The 18,441-nt window shown below is 67.7% G+C and carries 13 protein-coding genes and 1 pseudogene; 10 read left to right on the forward strand and 4 right to left on the reverse strand.

Going from position 1 to position 18,441, the window contains the following annotated elements; translation table 11 throughout:
- Positions 1–58: 58 nt before the first annotated feature.
- The 3 genes and pseudogenes from DSC_RS06675 to DSC_RS06685 form a co-directional block, all read right to left on the reverse strand.
- Positions 59–1,639, reverse strand: a complete 1,581-nt coding sequence (locus tag DSC_RS06675) for a pseudouridine synthase (RefSeq protein WP_014160384.1) — start codon at positions 1,637–1,639, stop codon at positions 59–61.
- Positions 1,639–2,538: pseudogene (gene scpB / locus DSC_RS06680) on the reverse strand (SMC-Scp complex subunit ScpB); the annotation flags it as partial. The pseudogene scpB and the gene DSC_RS06675, both read right to left, overlap by 1 nt.
- Before the next feature lie 118 nt (positions 2,539–2,656).
- Complete coding sequence (locus DSC_RS06685; RefSeq protein WP_014160386.1) at positions 2,657–3,562, reverse strand: segregation and condensation protein A; 906 nt, start codon at positions 3,560–3,562, stop codon at positions 2,657–2,659.
- Between the two features lie 399 nt (positions 3,563–3,961).
- On the opposite strand from DSC_RS06685, the gene DSC_RS06690 reads away from it, so the two are divergent.
- The 10 genes from DSC_RS06690 (at position 3,962) to DSC_RS06730 (ending at position 17,602) form a co-directional block, all read left to right on the forward strand.
- Positions 3,962–4,261, forward strand: a complete 300-nt coding sequence (locus tag DSC_RS06690) for a YciI family protein (RefSeq protein ID WP_014160387.1) — start codon at positions 3,962–3,964, stop codon at positions 4,259–4,261.
- Positions 4,258–4,542 carry a BolA family protein gene (locus DSC_RS06695; protein WP_014160388.1) on the forward strand — a complete coding sequence of 95 codons (285 nt, stop codon included), beginning with the start codon at positions 4,258–4,260 and terminating at the stop codon, positions 4,540–4,542. Before DSC_RS06690 ends, DSC_RS06695 begins: the two co-directional genes overlap by 4 nt.
- Before the next feature lie 172 nt (positions 4,543–4,714).
- Positions 4,715–5,734, forward strand: a complete 1,020-nt coding sequence (locus DSC_RS06700; RefSeq protein ID WP_014160389.1) for a LacI family DNA-binding transcriptional regulator — start codon at positions 4,715–4,717, stop codon at positions 5,732–5,734.
- Between the two features lie 103 nt (positions 5,735–5,837).
- A complete protein-coding gene (locus DSC_RS06705) occupies positions 5,838–8,849 on the forward strand; it encodes a TonB-dependent receptor (protein WP_014160390.1) in 3,012 nt (1,003 codons plus the stop codon).
- A gap of 162 nt (positions 8,850–9,011) precedes the next feature.
- Positions 9,012–10,604, forward strand: coding sequence for a glucoamylase family protein (locus tag DSC_RS06710; RefSeq protein ID WP_043291054.1), 1,593 nt, complete (start codon positions 9,012–9,014; stop codon positions 10,602–10,604).
- Between the two features lie 7 nt (positions 10,605–10,611).
- Positions 10,612–11,970 carry a sugar ABC transporter substrate-binding protein gene (locus DSC_RS06715; protein ID WP_014160392.1) on the forward strand — a complete coding sequence of 453 codons (1,359 nt, stop codon included), beginning with the start codon at positions 10,612–10,614 and terminating at the stop codon, positions 11,968–11,970.
- Positions 11,967–12,848 carry a carbohydrate ABC transporter permease gene (locus DSC_RS06720; RefSeq protein WP_014160393.1) on the forward strand — a complete coding sequence of 294 codons (882 nt, stop codon included), beginning with the start codon at positions 11,967–11,969 and terminating at the stop codon, positions 12,846–12,848. Before DSC_RS06715 ends, DSC_RS06720 begins: the two co-directional genes overlap by 4 nt.
- Positions 12,849–12,894: 46 nt before the next feature.
- On the forward strand, positions 12,895–13,731 hold the full coding sequence (locus DSC_RS06725) for a carbohydrate ABC transporter permease (protein WP_014160394.1): 837 nt from the start codon (positions 12,895–12,897) through the stop codon (positions 13,729–13,731).
- A gap of 104 nt (positions 13,732–13,835) precedes the next feature.
- Positions 13,836–14,426: a hypothetical protein gene (locus DSC_RS16595; protein WP_148268101.1), complete on the forward strand. Its 591-nt coding sequence runs from the start codon at positions 13,836–13,838 to the stop codon at positions 14,424–14,426.
- Positions 14,423–17,602: a discoidin domain-containing protein gene (locus tag DSC_RS06730; RefSeq protein WP_014160396.1), complete on the forward strand. Its 3,180-nt coding sequence runs from the start codon at positions 14,423–14,425 to the stop codon at positions 17,600–17,602. Before DSC_RS16595 ends, DSC_RS06730 begins: the two co-directional genes overlap by 4 nt.
- A gap of 162 nt (positions 17,603–17,764) precedes the next feature.
- Here the strand turns inward: DSC_RS06730 and eda are convergent, their stop codons facing one another.
- Positions 17,765–18,424, reverse strand: coding sequence for a bifunctional 4-hydroxy-2-oxoglutarate aldolase/2-dehydro-3-deoxy-phosphogluconate aldolase (eda, locus tag DSC_RS06735; RefSeq protein WP_014160397.1), 660 nt, complete (start codon positions 18,422–18,424; stop codon positions 17,765–17,767).
- Positions 18,425–18,441: the final 17 nt, after the last annotated feature.

Raw genomic sequence — 18,441 nt, forward strand, 5'->3', positions numbered from 1 at the left:
CCCTGGAACAGGCACCTCGAGGCGCGCGCGGCACGCGCCCCCCCAAAGTTGGTGGCGCCTAGCCGTTGCCACCGCCGCGCGGACCGCGGCTGCCGCCGCGTGGGCCGCCAGGCTTGCCACCGGGACCGCGATTGGCGCCCGGACGTGGGCCGGCGCCGCCGGGACGCGGGCCGCCGGCCGGCCGGTTGCCGCCACCGGGCCGGCCCTGGCGCTGGCCGTACGGGTTGTAGGCGCCGGGCGTGGCATGGTCGGACGGGAAGCTCGGGGCGTTGCCCGGATGTCCATACGGCCTGGCCTTGCGCTGCTGGCCCTGGCCGGCGCCCTGGCCGACGCCCTGACCGCGCGCGCCCTCGCCGAAACCGCCGTAGGGACCGCTGCCACCGAGGCCTGCGCCGGGACCGCCGCGACGCGGGCCGCCGGGCTTGCCGCCATAGGGCTTCTTCGGGCCGCCGGGACCGGCGTTGCGGTGGCCGGTCGGGCCGGTGTCCACGCCCTCGGGCACGTACCAGCTGCGGAACGCGGCCGGGTTGCCATCGGGCAGGGGCTTGGGACCCTTGGCCGCGCGCGTCTTGAAGGGCTTCTGCGACTGGTTGGCCGCCGCTTCACCGGTGACCGTCAGGCCGCCCTTGAAGCTGGGCTTGCCGCGGCCGCCGCGGCCACGGTCCTCGCGCACGTGGTCGAAGCGACGCAGCTCACGCGCCTCGTCGGCCGCGGTGGTGTGGCCGTTGACGTAGGCATTGCCGGCGCCGCGGGCGTTGACCACGGTCCTGGACGCCCTGCGCTGGCCGATGACCGGCTGCAGGGTCAATGCGGCCGGCGCGCCATCCTCGAGCTTGAGTGACTTGCGCAGCGCCTGGACCTGGCCATCGGACAGTTCCTGCGACTGGCCGCGCAGCAGCGGCTGCGGCAGTTCGATGGCCCCGTAGCGGGTGCGCTTGAGCCGACTGACCTGGCAGCCCTGCGACTCCCACAGGCGGCGCACTTCGCGATTGCGGCCTTCCTTGAGGGCGACCCGGTACCAGTCGTGCGAATCGGTCCCGCCGATGCGCTCGATCTCGTCGAACTTGGCCGGGCCGTCTTCCAGCTCCACGCCATTGCGCAGGCGCTCGACCAGCGCGTCGGACACCGTGTCCTGGCCTTCCGGGGCGCGCACGCGCACCACGTACTCGCGGCTGACCTCGTGGGACGGATGCATCATCGCGTTGGCCAGCTCGCCGTCGGTGGTGAGCAGCAGCAGGCCGGTGGTGTTGATGTCCAGGCGGCCGATGGCGATCCAGCGTGCGCCCTTGATGGCCGGCAGCGACTCGAACACGGTCGGGCGGCCTTCGGGATCCTCGCGGGTGGTCACCTCGCCTTCGGGCTTGTTGTAGATCAACACCCGCGCCGGCTCGGTCAGTGCGCTGGCGACGAAGGTGCGGCCATCCAGCTCGACCCGGTCGCCGCTGCCGATGGACATGCCGGTCTGTGCGACCTCGCCGTTGACCTTGATCAGGCCGTCGGCGATGCGCTGCTCCAGCGCACGGCGCGAGCCGAGTCCGGCCTGGGCCAGCACCTTGTGCAGGCGCTCCTGCAGGCGGACTTCGGGGATTGCGGCGGCGTCGCGCTTCAGCGACAGCTTGCTGCGGGGGGTGTCACTCATGGTTTCTGCTCCGACGAGACCGGTGCGGCGTCGTCTTCTTGGGGTTGTCGGGAAGTGGAGGGGTCGTGCGCGTGGCGGCCGTCATCGGCGGTGGGCGCGGCGTCTTCGACGGCGTCGGCCGGGGCCGGGACGTCATCGGGGTGTGGGCCTGCGTCGTCGAGCGCGGCCTGCTGCAGGTCCTGGGCCGGCCACTCGGACCCAGCTTCGGGATCGGCGCCCGCTGCATCCTGCGGTGCTGCCCCCACCGCGGCGTCGTGCGCATCAGCCCGGTCGGCCTGTGCGGTCCCTGCGCCGTGCTCGGGCGGCTGGCCCTGGGCATCGGCCCTGGCCGCGATCGGCGCCCTGGCGAACGGCAGCTGCGGGTCCAGCTCGCCGATCTCCTTGAGCTCGGACAGTGGTGGCAATTCGTCCAGGCGCTTGAGGCCGAAGTAGTCCAGGAACGTGCGGGTGGTGCCGAACAGGGCCGGCCGACCGGGCACGTCGCGGTGGCCGACCACGCGGATCCATTCGCGCTCTTCCAGGGCCTGGATGATGTTGCTGCTGACCGCCACGCCGCGGACCTGTTCGATCTCGCCGCGGGTGATGGGCTGGCGGTAGGCGATCAGGGCCAGGGTCTCCAGGGTGGCGCGGGTGTAGCGGGTCTTGCGCTCGGTCCACATGCGCGAGACCCAGCCATGGACCTCGGCCTTGACCTGGTAGCGCCAGCCGCTGGCCACTTCGACCAGCTCCACCCCGCGCCCGGCGCAGGCGGCCGACAGCTGCTCCAGCGCGGCCCTGACGCTGGCCTCGGCGTCGGGATGGTCCTCGGGCAGCAGGCTGGCCAGCTGCGGCACGGCCATCGGCTGGGGCGAAGCCAGCAGTGCCGCTTCGATGATGCGGCCGACCAGCGCCGGCTCCAGCTGGGCTGGCGTGGCGGTGTCGGTCCGGGGTTGGTGGTCGAAGGCGTCGTCTTGCATGCAGTGTCGTTTCAGGCCGGGCATCGGCCCGGGCGTGACAGGTCAGTCGCGGCGGCCGGGTTCAGGCGTCATTGGCCGCATCGGAATCATCGAACGTGCTGGAGAACTGCAGCGGCTCATTGGTGTTGCCAAGCGCCAGGGACTTGACGTAGATCGGCGCCAGCGCGGCTTCCTGGACGATGTCCAGCAGCTGTTCCTTGGCCAGTTCCAGCACCGCCAGGAAGGTCACCAGCACGCCCAGGCGTCCTTCCTCGACGGTGAACATCGTCTCGAACCGGTGGAACCTGCCGTCCTCCAGGCGCGAGAGCAACTCGCCCATGCGCTGGCGCACGCTCAGGGCCTCGCGCTTGATCGCGTGGCCGGTGAACAGCTCGGCGCGCCTGAGCACTTCGTGCAACGCCAGCAGCATTTCCTTCAGTTCGACATCCGGTAGGACCTTGATCGCCGCCCGATCCGGCACGTGGGCATGGGCCGGCGCGGTGTCGCGGTCCTGGCGGGGCAGGGCGTCGATGTCCTCGGCGGCCTGCTTGAAGCGCTCGTACTCCTGCAGGCGGCGCACCAGCTCGGCGCGCGGATCGCCTTCCTCGGCTTCCACCGCTGGCGGCCGCGGCAGCAGCATGCGCGACTTGATCTCGGCCAGGATCGCGGCCATGACCAGGTATTCGGCTGCCAGTTCGAAGCGCAGCTCCTGCATGACGTTGATGTAATCCACGTACTGGCGGGTGATCTCCAGCACCGGGATGTCCAGGATGTCCAGGTTCTGCCTGCGGATCAGGTACAGCAGCAGGTCCAGCGGGCCCTCGAACGCATCCAGGATCACTTCCAGCGCATCCGGCGGGATGTACAGGTCCTGCGGGATCTGCAGCACCGGCTGGCCATGCACCAGCGCCAGCGGCATCTGGTGCTGCTGCCGATTGTGCGTGGTCTCGGTGGAAGCGGTCGCGCCGGGCGCGGGTTGCGATGTCATCAGGGGCCGTGTCGCGTCAACACTACGGTTGGGGCCGTCCACCGCGTGCTGGCGCCGGTGGAGCATGCAATTGCGAAAAACACGCGGGCCTGGCGGGCTGCGCGCGGGTGACTGCAGCGATGAAACCTTGCGTGGCCAAGGCGCTTGGCACGTAAGCCCAATGCGGCGCACGCCCACGGGGGATGGCGGCGGGGAACGTTGGGAGAAGGTGATCTGGCTGCGAAACGCGCGTGGCAGCGGTAAAAGGGTCGTCCACGGACCCCACTGGGATCTGGACGAGCGCCGCTGCAGGTCGTGCCGTGCCGAATTGTGCCAAAGAGTACGGGCTGGCAAGGCGCGTGTCCAGCGGACAGGGCCAGTACAATGCGCCGGTGTTCAAGCTGCGGACCTGATATTGCCATGTGGTATGCCATCGAAGGCCATGACGTGGCCGACTCCCAGCCCCTGCGCCAGCCGGCGCGTGCGGCCCACCTGGCCCGGCTGCAGGCCCTGCAGGACGCTGGCCGACTGCTTGTGGCCGGGCCGTGCCCGCGGATCGATTCGCCCGACCCGGGACCGGCCGGCTTCAGCGGCAGCATCGTGATCGCCGAGTTCGAATCGCTCCAGGCCGCGCGCGCCTGGGCCGAGGCCGATCCCTACGCGCTGGCCGGTGTCTACGCGCGGGTGGAGGTGCGCCCGTTCCTGAAGGTGCTGCCGTGAGTCAACCGCGCCTGGCCCGGATCCGCGCCGCGCTGGAGTCGGGGCTGCAGCCCTGTGCGCTGGAACTTGAGGATGAAAGCCACCGCCATGCGGGCCACGCCGGCGCGCGTGATGGGCGCGGTCACTTCCGGGTGCGGGTGGTCAGCGAGGCCTTCGCCGGCAAGCTGCCGCTGGCCCGGCACCGGATCGTGTATGCCGCGCTGGGCGAGCTGATGCAGACCGATATCCATGCCCTGAGCATCCAGGCCCTGACCCCGGCCGAGTCCGAACAGGCCGGTTGAGCGGCCCACCCGGGCCAGCATCTGCGCCGACCCGGGCATGGAACCGCGGCCGGTTTTCGCAAGGCCTTGATCACCCGCCTGTAACCTCCTGCGAACGTCGGGTTTACGCGGCTGCGTGGAAGCGTTTACAGTGCGCGCCGACCAACGACAGTCATGACCGCGGAGGGCGGACGTGCGGCGAAGCGGCACCATCACCATCAGGGACGTGGCACGTGAGGCTTCGGTCTCGGTGGCTACCGTGTCGCGCGCGTTGAACGGCCAGGCCAATGTTGCCGCCGGGGTCCGCAAGCTGGTGCTGGAAACTGCCCAGCGCCTGCGTTACCAGCCCCATGCCGCTGCCCGCAGCCTGAGCAGCCGCACCACCCAGACCATTGGCGTGGTCCTGCCGGACCTGTACGGCGAATTCTTTTCCGAACTGATCCGCGGCATCGACGGGGTCGCGCGCGCGCGCGGCAAGCACCTGCTGGTGTCCAGTTACCACGGTGCCCAGGAGGCACAGGGCGCGGCGCTGCGGGCGATGCGCGGGCGCGTGGATGGATTGGTGGTGCTGTCGCCGTACGCCGACCAACCCGGATTTTTGACCGACAACCTGCCGGCAGGCCTGCCGGTGGTGATGATCAACACGCGCGTGCCCGACGGCGCCTATCCGGTGCTCAACATCGACAACCACGGCGGGGCGGTGACGATGATGCGGCACTTGGTCGCGGCCGGACACCGGCGCATCGCCTTCATCGCCGGGCCACAAGGCAACTTCGATGCGGCCGAGCGCCTGCGCGGCTACCGCGACGCGCTGGCCGAGCTGCTGCCCGGCAGCCAGGCCTGGGTGGTGCCGGGCAACTTCGACGAGGCCTCCGGCATGGAGGCCGGCACCGCGCTGCTGGCGGCGGCGCAGCGGCCCGATGCGGTGTTCGCCGCCAACGACATGATGGCCCTGGGGTGCCTGTTCGCCTTCAACCAGGCCGGCGTGCAGGTGCCCGGCGACATTGCCCTGGCGGGTTTTGACGACGTGCCGGTGGCGCGCTTCGTCCACCCCACGCTCACCACCATGCGGATCAGTATTGCCGAGCTGGGCGCCAATGCCCTGCAGCGCCTGCTGCAGGACATCGACGCCAAGGACCAGCTGATGCCCGCGCCGGAACCGCTGATCCCGGAACTGATCGTGCGCCATTCGGCGCCGGCAGTGAAGCAATGAACGCCCGTGCCTGACCGGCGCGGTTTTCCCCCCTTGCAGCACGCCTGCTGCACTGACGATCCCCCGAGTCATTGATTGGGCAAGCCCTGGGAGGGGCCAACGCATGAAGCACTGCACGCACATTTCCGCCCGGCCTGCGCGCCGCCTGCTGAGCTGCGCCCTGGCCAGCTGGCTGTTGATCGGCGCCGCGCCGCTGGCCCATGCCCAGTCGACCTCGGCCACCCTGCGCGGCCAGGTCAGCGGTGCCGGCCAGGGCGCCACGGTGACGGCAACCAACACGGCCACCGGTCTGTCCCGCACCGCGCGCGTTGGCGCAGACGGCAGCTACATCGTCGGCGGATTGCCGCCCGGGCCCTACAGGGTCGAGGTCGTTGCCGATGGCCAGGCCAGCAGCCAGGCCTTGACCCTGCAGGTGGGCCAGACCGCGACGCTCAACGTGGACGCCGCGCCATCGGCGGCGGTTACCCCGGACCGCGGGGCGACCGACCTGAGCACGGTCAAGGTCACTGCGCCGCCGGTCATTGCAGAAACCAGGACGTCCGAGGTGGCGACCTACGTCAGCCAGCAGCAGATCCAGTCGCTGCCGCAGAGCTCGCGCAACTTCCTGGCCTTTGCCGATATCGTGCCGGGCATGATCTTCGAACAGTCCGCCGATGGCTCGGCCAGACTGCGTAGCGGTGCCCAGAACGGCAATGGCATCAACGTCTTCATCGATGGGGTCGGGCAGAAGAACTACGTGCTTCAGGGCGGCGTCAGTGGCCAGGACTCTTCCAGCGGCAACCCGTTCCCGCAGCTGGCAATTGGCGAATACAAGGTCATCACGTCCAATTACAAGGCCGAATACGACCAGATTTCCGGGGCAGCGGTGACCGCCCTGACCAAGTCGGGGACCAACGCGTTCAAGGGTCAGTTCTTCTGGGACTACACCACCGAAAAGTGGCGCGATCGCACCTACGCCGAGGAGCAGCCCGGCGGGGTCAAGGTGCCTTCCAGTGAGGAGCAGTTCGGCGCGTCCTTCGGCGGTCCGATCATCCAGGACCGCCTGTTCTTCTTTGCAACCTACGAGGCCAAGCGCATCGACCGGCCCCGCACGGTGCGTGTGGGAGATACCGCGTTCGATCCGGCCGACCTGACGCCCGAGCTGGCCAACTACCTCGGCCCGGTGACGGTGCCGTTCGAGCAGGACAGCTACTTCGGCAAGCTGACCTTGCAGGCCAACGAGAACAACCTGATCGAGCTGTCGGCCAAGATTCGTGATGAGACAGAGCTGACCAACGTGGGGGATGGTCCCAACGTTCCTTCCTACGGCAGCGACAAGTCCAACGACTCCAAGCGCTTCGACCTGCGTTGGCAGTTCAGCAACGAGAACTGGCTCAACGACCTGCACCTGACCCACGAGGATGACGCGTGGAGTCCTCGCCCGATCAGTTTTGGTCCCGGCTATCAGATCCGCAACAACCTGGTCAATACCGAGGACGGCAACGCCATCCTCAACGTCGGTGGCGGCGCGGACTACCAGGACAAGGCGCAGAAGGGCGACGGTCTGCAGAACGACCTCACGTTCTACGGGCTGCAGGGCCACACCATCAAGGTGGGCGTCAAGTACAAGGACGTTGAAGTCAGCTCCCTGCAGCGCAATCCGGCCAGTCCGCAGTATTCGGTGGATTACTACGAGAACCTGGACGCCGGCAACACCACCCTGGACAGCTTCATTCCGTATCGCGTGCGTTTCCAGTCGGTGCTGCCAGGGGCTGAAGAAGGCGCGGTGAAATCCAAGAACAAGCAGTTCGGCCTTTATGTGCAGGATGACTGGCAGGTCAACGACAGGCTGGAGCTGAATCTCGGGGTGCGCTATGACTATGAAAAGACGCCGGCCTACGAGGACTTCGTGACGCCGCAAGGCCTGGTCACGGCCCTGCAAGGCTGGAGCAATATCCAGAACACCGACTACAACATCAACGACTACATTTCCACCGGTTCAAACCGCGAGGCCGACAAGGACAACTGGGCGCCGCGCCTTGGCTTTTCCTATGACCTGGCCGGCGACCAGCGTCACGTGATCTTTGGTGGCGCAGGTCGCTCATACGATCGCAACCTGTTCGACTACCTGGCGCTGGAGCAGATTTCCACCAGCTTTGCGCCCTATACCTATAACTTCGACAGCGCCAATCATCCCTGCGACGTCGGCACGACAACCTGCCTTGCATGGGACACAAGCTATTTCGATCCAGCCAATCTCGATGCGCTGGCGGCGGCCAACCCGAACCTGGGTTCGGAAGTCCAGTTGCTCAACAACGACCTCAAGACCCCGTACTCGGACCAGTTCAGCGTGGGCATGCGCAACATCGTCGAGCTGGCCGGCGCGCAGTGGAACACCTCGGCCGCCATCGCACACGTGCGCAGTTACGATGGCTTGCTGTTCACGCTGGGCAACCGCAATCCGGATGGCTCCTTCCACGGCTGCGACAACGGCGCGCAGTGGAGCTGCGCACCATTCGATCAGCCGATCCCCGGCTACGGCAATCTGCTTCTGGTGGACAACGCCATCGACACCAAGCTCAACCAGCTGCTGCTGTCGGCGGACAAGGCCTATACCGAGCAATCACCCTGGGGCGTGACCATCGCCTACACCTTCAGCGATGCCAAGGAAAACAGGCTCAGCACGGCCGCTACAAACGAGCATTACCTCTTTGATTTGCCCAGTCTGGACGGACAGTCGTTCCTGCGTTCGGCGGGCGTCCCGCGCCAACGCCTGGTGATGACCGCAATGGCCGGGGTTTGGGGTTTCACGCTCTCCAGCAAGCTGACCCTGGCCACGCCCGAACCGATTGCGGCGGTCGATTGCCGCGCCGGGGATGGCAACTGCAAGTTCGCCTCGTATACCCCCGATCACACGATCGGATACAAGCAGTTGGACATGGCCCTGGAAAAGGTGTTCGACACCGGCACCAGCGTGAAGATGCGAGTCCGTGGCGACGTGTTCAACGTCTTCGACTGGAACAACTTCACCCAGTACAACACCGACTACGCCAGCGCGCTGCTCGGTACCCGCAGTGGTCCCGATACCCGCTGGCCGCCGCGCATGTTCAAGCTGTCCTTCGGCCTGGACTGGTAACCTTCAGGCACCGCTGCCGGGCCGGTCCCGGCAGCGGTTGCAGTCCGCGCCGCTTCGGCTGTCCCGGTGCGGACGTGCATCTGCCTTTGTAAACGTTTACATGGAATTCCGGACTTGAAGATTCGCCATTTCCTTCCTCCGCTGGTGCCGGTCGCGACGGGCATGCTGGTGGTCCTGCTGGCCGCCTGCGACAGCAGGCCCGCGCCTACCCCGATCAAACCGATCAAGGTCACTGGTCGTCCGCCCGTGGAGTTGCCCGTGGAAGACAAGAAGCCCGATCTGTCGCCGCTGTTCCGCGACATCGAGCGCCGCACCTTCCAGTTCTTCTGGGACACCACCAACGAAGTCAATGGCCTGACGCCCGACCGTTATCCGTCGCGCCCGTTCGCCTCGGTGGCATCGGTGGGCTTTGCCCTGACCGCCTATCCGATCGGCATCGAGAACGGCTGGGTCAGTCGCAACCAGGCGGTGGACCGCACCCTGACCACGCTGAAGTTCCTGCAAGGGCTCAAGCAGGGCAAGCAGCCGACCGGCACGGCCGGCTACAAGGGGTTCTACTACCACTTCCTGGACATGCAGACCGGCGAGCGCTTCAGCAGCTGGGTCGAGCTGTCCACGGTGGATACCTCGCTGCTGTTGATGGGCGTGCTGTTTGCCCAGTCCTACTACGACAAGGACGATCCGCGCGAGAAGCAGATCCGCGAGCTGGCCGAGCAGATCTACCGGCGCGTGGACTGGACCTGGATCCAGCCACGCTCGCCGTTGATCTCGATGGGCTGGTTCCCCGAAAGCGAGTTCATCAACCATGACTGGACCGGTTACAGCGAAGGCATGATGGTCTACATCCTGGCGCTGGGCTCGCCCACGCATGCGGTCGAACCCGATGCCTGGCAGGTGTGGACGCGCACCTACAACGAGATCTGGGGCGTCTACCAGGGCCAGGAATACCTGTCCTACGGTCCGTTGTTCACTCATCAGTACACCCATGTGTGGGTGGACTTCCGCGGCATCCAGGACGATTTCATGCGCGAACACGGCATGGACTACTTCGAAAACAGCCGCCGCGCCGCCTATGCCCATCGCCAGTACGCCATCGCCAATCCGATGAAGTGGAAGGACTACGGCGAGAACGTGTGGGGCCTGACCGCCGGCGATGGCCCGCAGCAGACCCTGCAGGAATACCGCGGCGAACAGCGCGAGTTCCGCCACTATTCGGCGCGCGGCGCCGGCCTGCGCGACAACTTCGATGACGGCACCATCGCCCCGACCGCAGCGATCGCCTCGCTGCCGTTCGCGCCGGAGATCGTGATCCCGGCCACCGAGGAAATGCACAGGCGCTTTGGCGACTACCTGTATTCCAGCTACGGCTTCCTGGACTCGTTCAACCGCAGCTTCACCTACGACATCCCGCTCAAGACCGGACGCATCGTGCCGGGCAACGGCTGGGTGGCCAGTGATTACATCGGCATCGACCAGGGCCCGATCCTGGCCATGATCGCCAACTACCGCAATGACTTCGTCTGGGAGGTGATGAAGAAGAACCCGCACATCCGCAGGGGACTGGAGCGGGCCGGTTTCAAGGGCGGTTGGCTGGCGGCCGAAGAGGGCGAAAAGCCCAAACCCGCCGCGAAGGCGCCGGCCGCCGAAGGCCCGGGCCAGATGGACGCGGCCACCGCGCGCGCGTTGGGCACGGCCGAATCGCGCGCCAACCGGCAGCCGACCCAGACGCCGCAGCGTCCGCAGCAGCCCGAGTAAGGCCGGCATGCCGTTCGCGCGATTTCCCTTTGCCGGCCGGGCGACGGTGTATCGCCTCCGCGCCCGCGTCGGCACAGTGCTGGCGCTCGGCCTGGCTGCGGCCGTCGCGGTGCTGGGCAGCGGTTGCAGCCGCGCGCCGGCGGACACGACCACGGTGAGCTTCTGGGCGATCGGGCGCGAGGGCGAGGTCATCAGCACCTTGCTGCCGGAGTTCGAAAAGGCCCATCCCGGCATCCGCGTGGACATGCAGCAGATCCCCCTCACCGCTGCCCATGAAAAGCTGCTCACTGCCTTCGCCGCCGACACGCTGCCGGACCTCTGCCAGCTGGGCAACACCTGGATTGCCGAGTTCGCCGCGCTCGATGCGCTGACCCCGCTGGAGCCCTACGTGCAGGGCTCGGAGGTGGTGAAGCAGGACGATTACTTCCCCGGGATCTGGGAGACCAACGTCATCGACGGCCAGCTGGTCGGGATCCCCTGGTATGTCGACACGCGCCTGCTGTTCTATCGCAAGGACATCCTGCGCCAGGCCGGGGTCAAGTTGCCCATCGACACCTGGGAACAGTGGAACACGGCCATGGCCCAGGTCAAGGCGTACGTGGGCCCGGACCGCTATGCGATCCTGATGCCACTGAACGAGTTCGAGCAGCAGCTCTCGCTGGGCCTGCAGCAGGACGATCCGCTGCTGCGCGATCACAACAACCGCGGCAACTTCCAGAGCCCGGGCTTCCGCAAGGCGCTGGCCTTCTATGCCAACATCTTTGCCCGGCAGTGGGCGCCGCTGGCCTCGGAAACCCAGGTCTCCAATGTCTGGGACGAGTTCTTCAACGGCTACTTCGCCTTCTATTTCTCCGGCCCCTGGAACATCCGTGAATTCCGCAACCGTGCGCCCGAAAACCTCAAGGACCAGTGGGGCACCATGCCGCTGCCCGGTCCGCACGGACCAGGCGCCGGGATTGCCGGTGGCTCGAGTCTGGTGCTGTTTCAAGGCTCCCGGCACAAGGACGCGGCGTGGAAGCTGGTCGAGTTCCTTTCGCGCCCGGATATCCAGCAGCGCTTCCACGCGATGATCGGCGACCTGCCGCCGCGCCGTTCGACCTGGCGCACGCCGGAGCTGGAAAGCGATCCGCTGGCACGGGCCTTCGCCGACCAGCTCGAGCGGGTCAAGCCCACCCCCAAGGTGCTGGAGTGGGAACGCATCGTGCAGGAGATGCGCCTGGCCACCGAGCGGGTGGTGCGCGGCGGGCAGCCGCAGGACGCTGCACTGGCCGAACTGGACAGGCGCGTGGACCAGATCCTGGCCAAGCGTCGCTGGATGTACCAGCGCGACCACACTGACGCCGGCACCGCAGGGGCGTCGCCATGAAGCACAACACGCTTGCCGGCTGGGTGTTCGCCGGGCCTTCGTTGATCGTGCTGGGGGTGTTCTTCGGCCTGCCGGTGCTCTCGGCGCTGGCCCTGAGCGTGACCGACTTCGACCTGTACGCATTGGCCGACCTGCACAACCTGCGCTTTGTCGCGCTGGGCAACTACATCGACCTGCTGGGCACGCCGATGTTCTGGAAGTCGCTGTGGAACACCACTTATTTCGTGATCCTGGGCGTGCCGATGTCCATTGCTGCCTCGCTGGGCGCGGCCTTGCTGCTCAACGCGCCGGCGGCACGCTTCAAGGCGCTGTTCCGCACCGCCCTGTTTGCTCCGGTGGTGACCACGCTGGTGGCGGTGGCGGTGATCTGGCGCTATCTGTTCCACACCCGCTATGGCCTGGTCAACTACGCGCTGGCGCACCTGGGCATCGACCCGATCGACTGGCTGGGCGATCCGCACTGGGCGATGCCCACCATCATGCTGTTCGCGGTGTGGAAGAACTTCGGCTACAACATGGTGATCTTCCTGGCCGGCCTGCAGGCGATCCCGCAGGACCTGTACGAGGCTGCGCGTATCGACGGTGCCAACCGCTGGCAGCAGTTCCTGCACATCACCCTGCCGATGCTGGGGCCGGTGCTGCTGGTGGTCGGGGTGATCACCATCTCCGGCTATTTCCAGCTGTTTGCCGAGCCCTACGTCATGACCCGCGGCGACCCGCTGCAGAGCACGGTCAGCGTGCTGTATTTCATGTTCGAGGAGGGCTTCAAGTGGTGGAATCTGGGCCGCGCCTCGGCGGTGGCGTTCATGCTGTTCCTGATCATCCTGGCGGTGACCACCTTGATGCTGCGCCTGGGGCGCAGAAAGGACCTGGTGTGAATCCCTCACAAGCGCAGCGCGCGCTTCCATGCGCGGGTGATTGTGCATGAGCCGCGACGTCGGTCAGTCGCGCTGGAACGCGATCCTGGTCAATGGCGCGCTGTTGGCGGTGGCCATCATCAGCCTGGCGCCGCTGGCGTGGATGGTGTCGGTTTCGTTCATGCCGGCCGGCGAAGCCAGCCGGTTCCCGCCGCCGATGTTGCCCAGCGTCGCGACCCTGGCCAACTACCACGCCCTGTTCGAGCGCACCGGCATGGCCCGCAATTTCATCAACAGCCTGATCGTGTCGATCGCGATCACGCTGGGCGCGCTGCTGTTCAACACCATGGCCGGCTATGCCTTTGCCAAGCTGCGCTTTGCCGGGCGTGATCGGATCTTCCAGATGCTGCTGGCCGCGCTGGTGATCCCGGCGCAGGTGGCGATGCTGCCGCTGTTTCTGCTGATGAAGCAGTTGCACCTGGTCAACACCTTCGGCGGGGTGATCGTGCCGGCCCTGGCCACGGTGTTCGGCATCTTCCTGGTCCGCCAGTACGCGCGCAGCATTCCCGACGAGCTGCTGGAGGCGGCGCGCATGGACGGCGCCGGCGAGATGCGGATCTTCTTCCAGATCGTGTTGCCAATGCTCAAGCCGGTGCTGGTGACGCTATCCATCTTCACCTTCATGGCGGCATGGAACGACTTCATGTGGCCGCTGATCGTGCTGACCGACCAGGACCGCTACACCTTGCCGGTCGCCCTGGCGTCGCTGTCGCGCGAGCACGTCATGGACGTGGAAATGATGATGGCCGGGGCCGTGGTCACCGTGGTCCCGGTGCTGGTGTTGTTCCTGCTGCTGCAGCGCTACTACATCCAGGGCCTGCTCCTCGGAAGCGTGAAGGGGTGAGGCGCCTTGTTTGCGCGCCACTGGCGCGCAAGGCGCCGAACGCCCGGCCATGGATGGCCGGGCCGGACGCCCCGGAGCCGAGGTGTCGCGCCATGGATGGCGGCATGAAACCGGGTGTGGCCGGACCCGCGCCACTGGCGCGCAAGGCGCCGAACGCCCGGCCATGGATGGCCGGGCCGGACGCCCCGGAGCCGAGGTGTCGCGCCATGGATGGCGGCATGAAACCGGGTGTGGCCGGACCCGCGCCACTGGCGCGCGCGGCCGCGAACGCCCGGCCATGGATGGCCGGGCCGGACGTCCCGGAGCCGGGGTGTCGCGCCATGGATGGCAGCATGAAACCGGGTGTGGCCGGACCCGCGCCACTGGCGCGCGCGGCCGCGAACGCCCGGCCATGGATGGCCGGGCCGGACGTCCCGGAGCCGGGGTGTCGCGCCATGGATGGCAGCATGAAACCGGGTGTGGCCGGACCCGCGCCACTGGCGCGCAAGGCGCCGAACGCCCGGCCATGGATGGCCGGGCCGGACGCCCCGGAGCCGGGGTGCGCCGCACCCTCACCCCAACCCCTCTCCCGGTGGGAGAGGGGCTTTTTGCCGCCCTTGCAGTTCTTTTTGCCGCCCTTGCAGTTCTTTTTGCCGCCCTTGCAGTTCTTTTTGCCGCCCTTGCAGTTCCTGATGTCCTGCGGAAACTTTCCATGACCTCTACACATCTTCCGCCGTCGCATTCGACTTTTCTCGCCCTGTCCCTGCTGGCCGGCGCGGCCACGTCCGCGCTTGCGCAGGAGCGGGTCATCGACAGCTTCGATGACCCGGCCAGCTGGAAGGTGGTGACCTCCAACCAGGTCACCGCCGCCCTGCGCGTGGTGCCTGGCGCCGACGGCGGCAAGGCGCTATGCCTGGACTACGACTACCACGGCGTGTCCGGCTATGCCGGCCTGCAGAAGGTGGTCGACATCGATTACCCGGACAACTACCGTTTCGACTTTCAGATCCGCGGCCATTCGCCGGCCAACGACCTGCAGTTCAAGCTGATCGATGCATCCGGCGACAACGTGTGGTGGGTCAACCGGCCCGGCTACGATTTCCCGGAAAGCTGGACGCCGGTGAGCTATCGCAAGCGCCACATCGACAAGGCCTGGGGACCGGACCCGGACAAGACCCTGCGCCACAGCGCCAGGCTGGAATTCACCGTCTACAACAACGCCGGCGGCAAGGGTTCGGTGTGCCTGGATGCACTGACCTTCGCACCGCTGCCGGCGCAGGACAACAGCCCGCTCACCGGCTCGGCCAGCGCCTCGGTGGCCAACATCGGCAGCAATGCGAACCAGGCGGTGGACGGCAACGCGGACACGGCCTGGTATGCGGATTTCGATGCGCCAACGCCGCCACAGCTGATCCTGGACCTGCACAGGCTGCGCGAATTCGGCGGGCTCAAGCTGGTCTGGAAGCCGGGCGAACACGCCGCCGACTACCTGCTGCAGCTGTCCGACGAGGGCCAGCAGTGGCGCGATGCGCGCGCGGTGGTGGGCGGCAACGGCGGCACCGACTGGATCGTGCTGCCCGAAACCCAGGCGCGCTATGTGCGCCTGCTGCCGGTGCAAGGGCCGCATGGCTCGTTCGGCCTGTCTGAACTGCAGGTGCTGCCGCTGGCGTTCTCGGCCACGCCCAACGAGGTGGTCAGGACCATTGCCGCGCAATCGCCCCGGGGCTGGTTCCCGCGCGGCTTCAGCGGCCAGCAGCCGTACTGGACCATCATCGGCCTGGATGGCGGCACCGAGCAGGGCCTGATCGGCGAGGACGGCGCGGTGGAAGTGGCCCGTGGCGGTTTCACGATCGAGCCATTCGTGGTCACCGACGGGCAACTGGTGGGCTGGGCCGACGTCACCCAAGCGCAGTCCCTGCAGGACGGCTACCTGCCGATCCCCAGCGTCCAGTGGCGCCATCGCGCGCTGCAGCTGACCACCACCGCCTTCGCCGACGGCACGCCGGCCGATGCCCAGCTGGTGGTGCGCTACCGCCTGCACAATCCGGGCGAGGTGCCGCACGGCTATCGGCTGGCGCTGGCGCTGCGGCCGTTCCAGGTCAATCCGCCGACCCAGTTCCTGAGCGTGCAGGGCGGCATCAGCCGGATCGAGACGCTGTCCTTTTCCGGCACGACCGCCAGCGTCAACGGCGCGCCGCGCGTGTTTGCCTCGCAGGCGCCCGATGCGGTGTTTGCCAGCAGCTTCGATGGCGGCATGGCGGTCTCGCACCTGACCGAGGACGTGCTGCCTGAATCCACCAACGTGGTCGATCAGACCGGCCTGGCCTCCGGCGCGTACGTGTACGAGCTCACCCTGGCCGCCGGTGAGTCGCGCGAGTTCGACCTGCGCATCCCGATGACCGGCAAGCCCAGGTGTGCGCAGAAGGTGACCACGCCCGAGTGCAGCGCGCAGGCGCGGCAGGATGCGGTGGCGGCGATGTGGCGCGACAAGCTGGACCGGGTGCGCTTCACCGTGCCGGCCGCCGGCCAGCCGCTGGTCGATACCCTGCGCACCTCCACCGCGCACATGCTGATCTCGCGCGTGGGCCCGCGCCTGCAGCCGGGCACCCGCTCCTACAACCGCAGCTGGATCCGCGATGGCGCGATGATCTCCGAAGGCCTGCTGCGCATGGGCCGTCCTGGAGTGGTGCGCGAGTACATCCAGTGGTATGCGCCGTACCAGTTCAAGGACGGCATGGTGCCGTGCTGCGTGGACCGGCGCGGCAGCGATCCGGTGCCGGAAAACGACAGCCATGGCGAGCTGATCTTCGCCATCGCCGACTACTGGCGCTACACCGGCGAGGCGGCTTTCGTGCAGCGCATGTGGCCACACGTGGAAGGTGCCTACCGCTACATGGAGAAGCTGCGCCTGTCCGAGCGCACCGAAGCCAATCGCCTGAAGAACCCGGCGTTCTACGGGATGATGCCGGTGTCGATCAGCCACGAAGGCTATTCGGCCAAGCCGGTGCATTCGTATTGGGACAACTTCTGGGCGCTGCGTGGCTACAAGGACGCGGTGCTGCTGGCCAGGCTGCTGGGCAAGACCGAGCAAGCCAAGCGCATGGCGGCCTCGCGCGATCAGTTCCACGCCGACCTGATGGCCTCGCTGGAGCTGGCGGCGCGCCAGCACCGCGTGGATTTCATCCCGGGCTCGGCCGAGCTGGGAGATTTCGATCCAACCTCGACCACCATCGCGCTGGCGCCGGCCGGCGAGCAGGCCAGCCTGCCGCAGCCACTGCTCAACAACACCTTCGAGCGCTACTGGGTCGACTTCCAGACGCGCGCCAACGGCCAGCGCCCATGGAAGGACTACACCCCCTACGAATGGCGCAACGCGGCGGCCTTCGTGCGCCTGGGCTGGCGCGAACGGGCCAACGCGGCGGCGGCGTTCTTCTTCGGCCATCGCACCCCGCTGGCCTGGAACCAGTGGGCCGAGGTGGTCTCCCACACGCCGCGCACGCCGTTCTTCCTTGGCGACCTGCCGCATGCGTGGGTGGGCTCGGATTTCGTGCGCACCGCGCTGGACATGTTCGCCTACACGCGCGAGGACGATGACAGCATCGTGCTGGCGGCGGGCATTCCCACGGCGTGGCTGGACGGGCCGGGCATCGCGATCAGCGGCCTGCGCACCCCGCACGGGCAGCTGGCGTATTCGCTGCGGCGTCAGGCCGGCATGCTGCAGCTGGAGGTGCCGGCTTCGGGCCTCACGCTGCCCAAGGGCGGCCTGGTGCTGCCCTGGCCCTACGCCGGGGCACCGGGCAAGGCCACCATCGATGGCAAGCCGGCCAGATGGGATGGCAACGCGCTGCGCATCAGGCAGCTGCCGGCCACCGTGCAGGTGGCCGCGCCCTGAGCCCGCGCCTGCCTGCAGGGCATGACCTGCCCAACGCTGCGCTTCAGGCACGGGGTCGAACGCATGCCGTCCGGCATGCAGGTATGGCCTTGGTTGGCGGGTGCGCAGACGGCAAAGCCGCCCATCGGGGCGGCTTCCTGCATCGCAGCGGTGGCGCTTGGCTCAGCCGCCGCGCACCTGGCTGACGATCTGCGCGGCGCGCGCGGCGGTGTCGCGGATCGAGGTCCAGTCGCCGGCCTGGATCCACTGCCGGGGCACCATCCATGAGCCACCGACGCAGACCACGTTGGGCTGGGCCAGGTATTGGGCCGCGCTCGCCTCGGTGATCCCGCCGGTGGGGCACAGCTTGAGCTGCGGCACCGGGCTGTGCAGGGCCCTGATCATCGCCAGGCCGCCCACGGCGCTGGCCGGGAACAGCTTGCACACATGGAATCCCAGGTGCAGCAGGGTCAGCAGTTCGGTCGGCGAGGCCGCACCCGGGATCACCGGAACCGGCGCACTGGCCAGCGCTTCGGCCATGTGGGTCGGGGTGCCGGGGGTCACCAGGAAGTCGGCGCCGGCCCCCACGCACTGGCCGATCTGGTCGATGGTCAGCACCGTGCCGGCGCCGATCGCGAAATCGGGCAGTTCCTTTTTCAGGGTGGCCAGGGCATCCATCGCCACCGGCGTGCGCAGGGTCAGTTCGATCACCGGCAAGCCGCCTTCCAGCAGCGCGTTGGCCACGCCGCGGGCCTGGTCCAGGGTATCCACGGCCACCACCGGCAGGATGCCGGCGCGTGACAGGAGGTCTTCGGTCTGCTGCTGGCGCTTGGAGATGATCATCGGTCGGTCCTGTGCGA

This window comes from Pseudoxanthomonas spadix BD-a59, assembly GCF_000233915.3.
Classification (GTDB): Bacteria; Pseudomonadota; Gammaproteobacteria; order Xanthomonadales; family Xanthomonadaceae; genus Pseudoxanthomonas_A; species Pseudoxanthomonas_A spadix.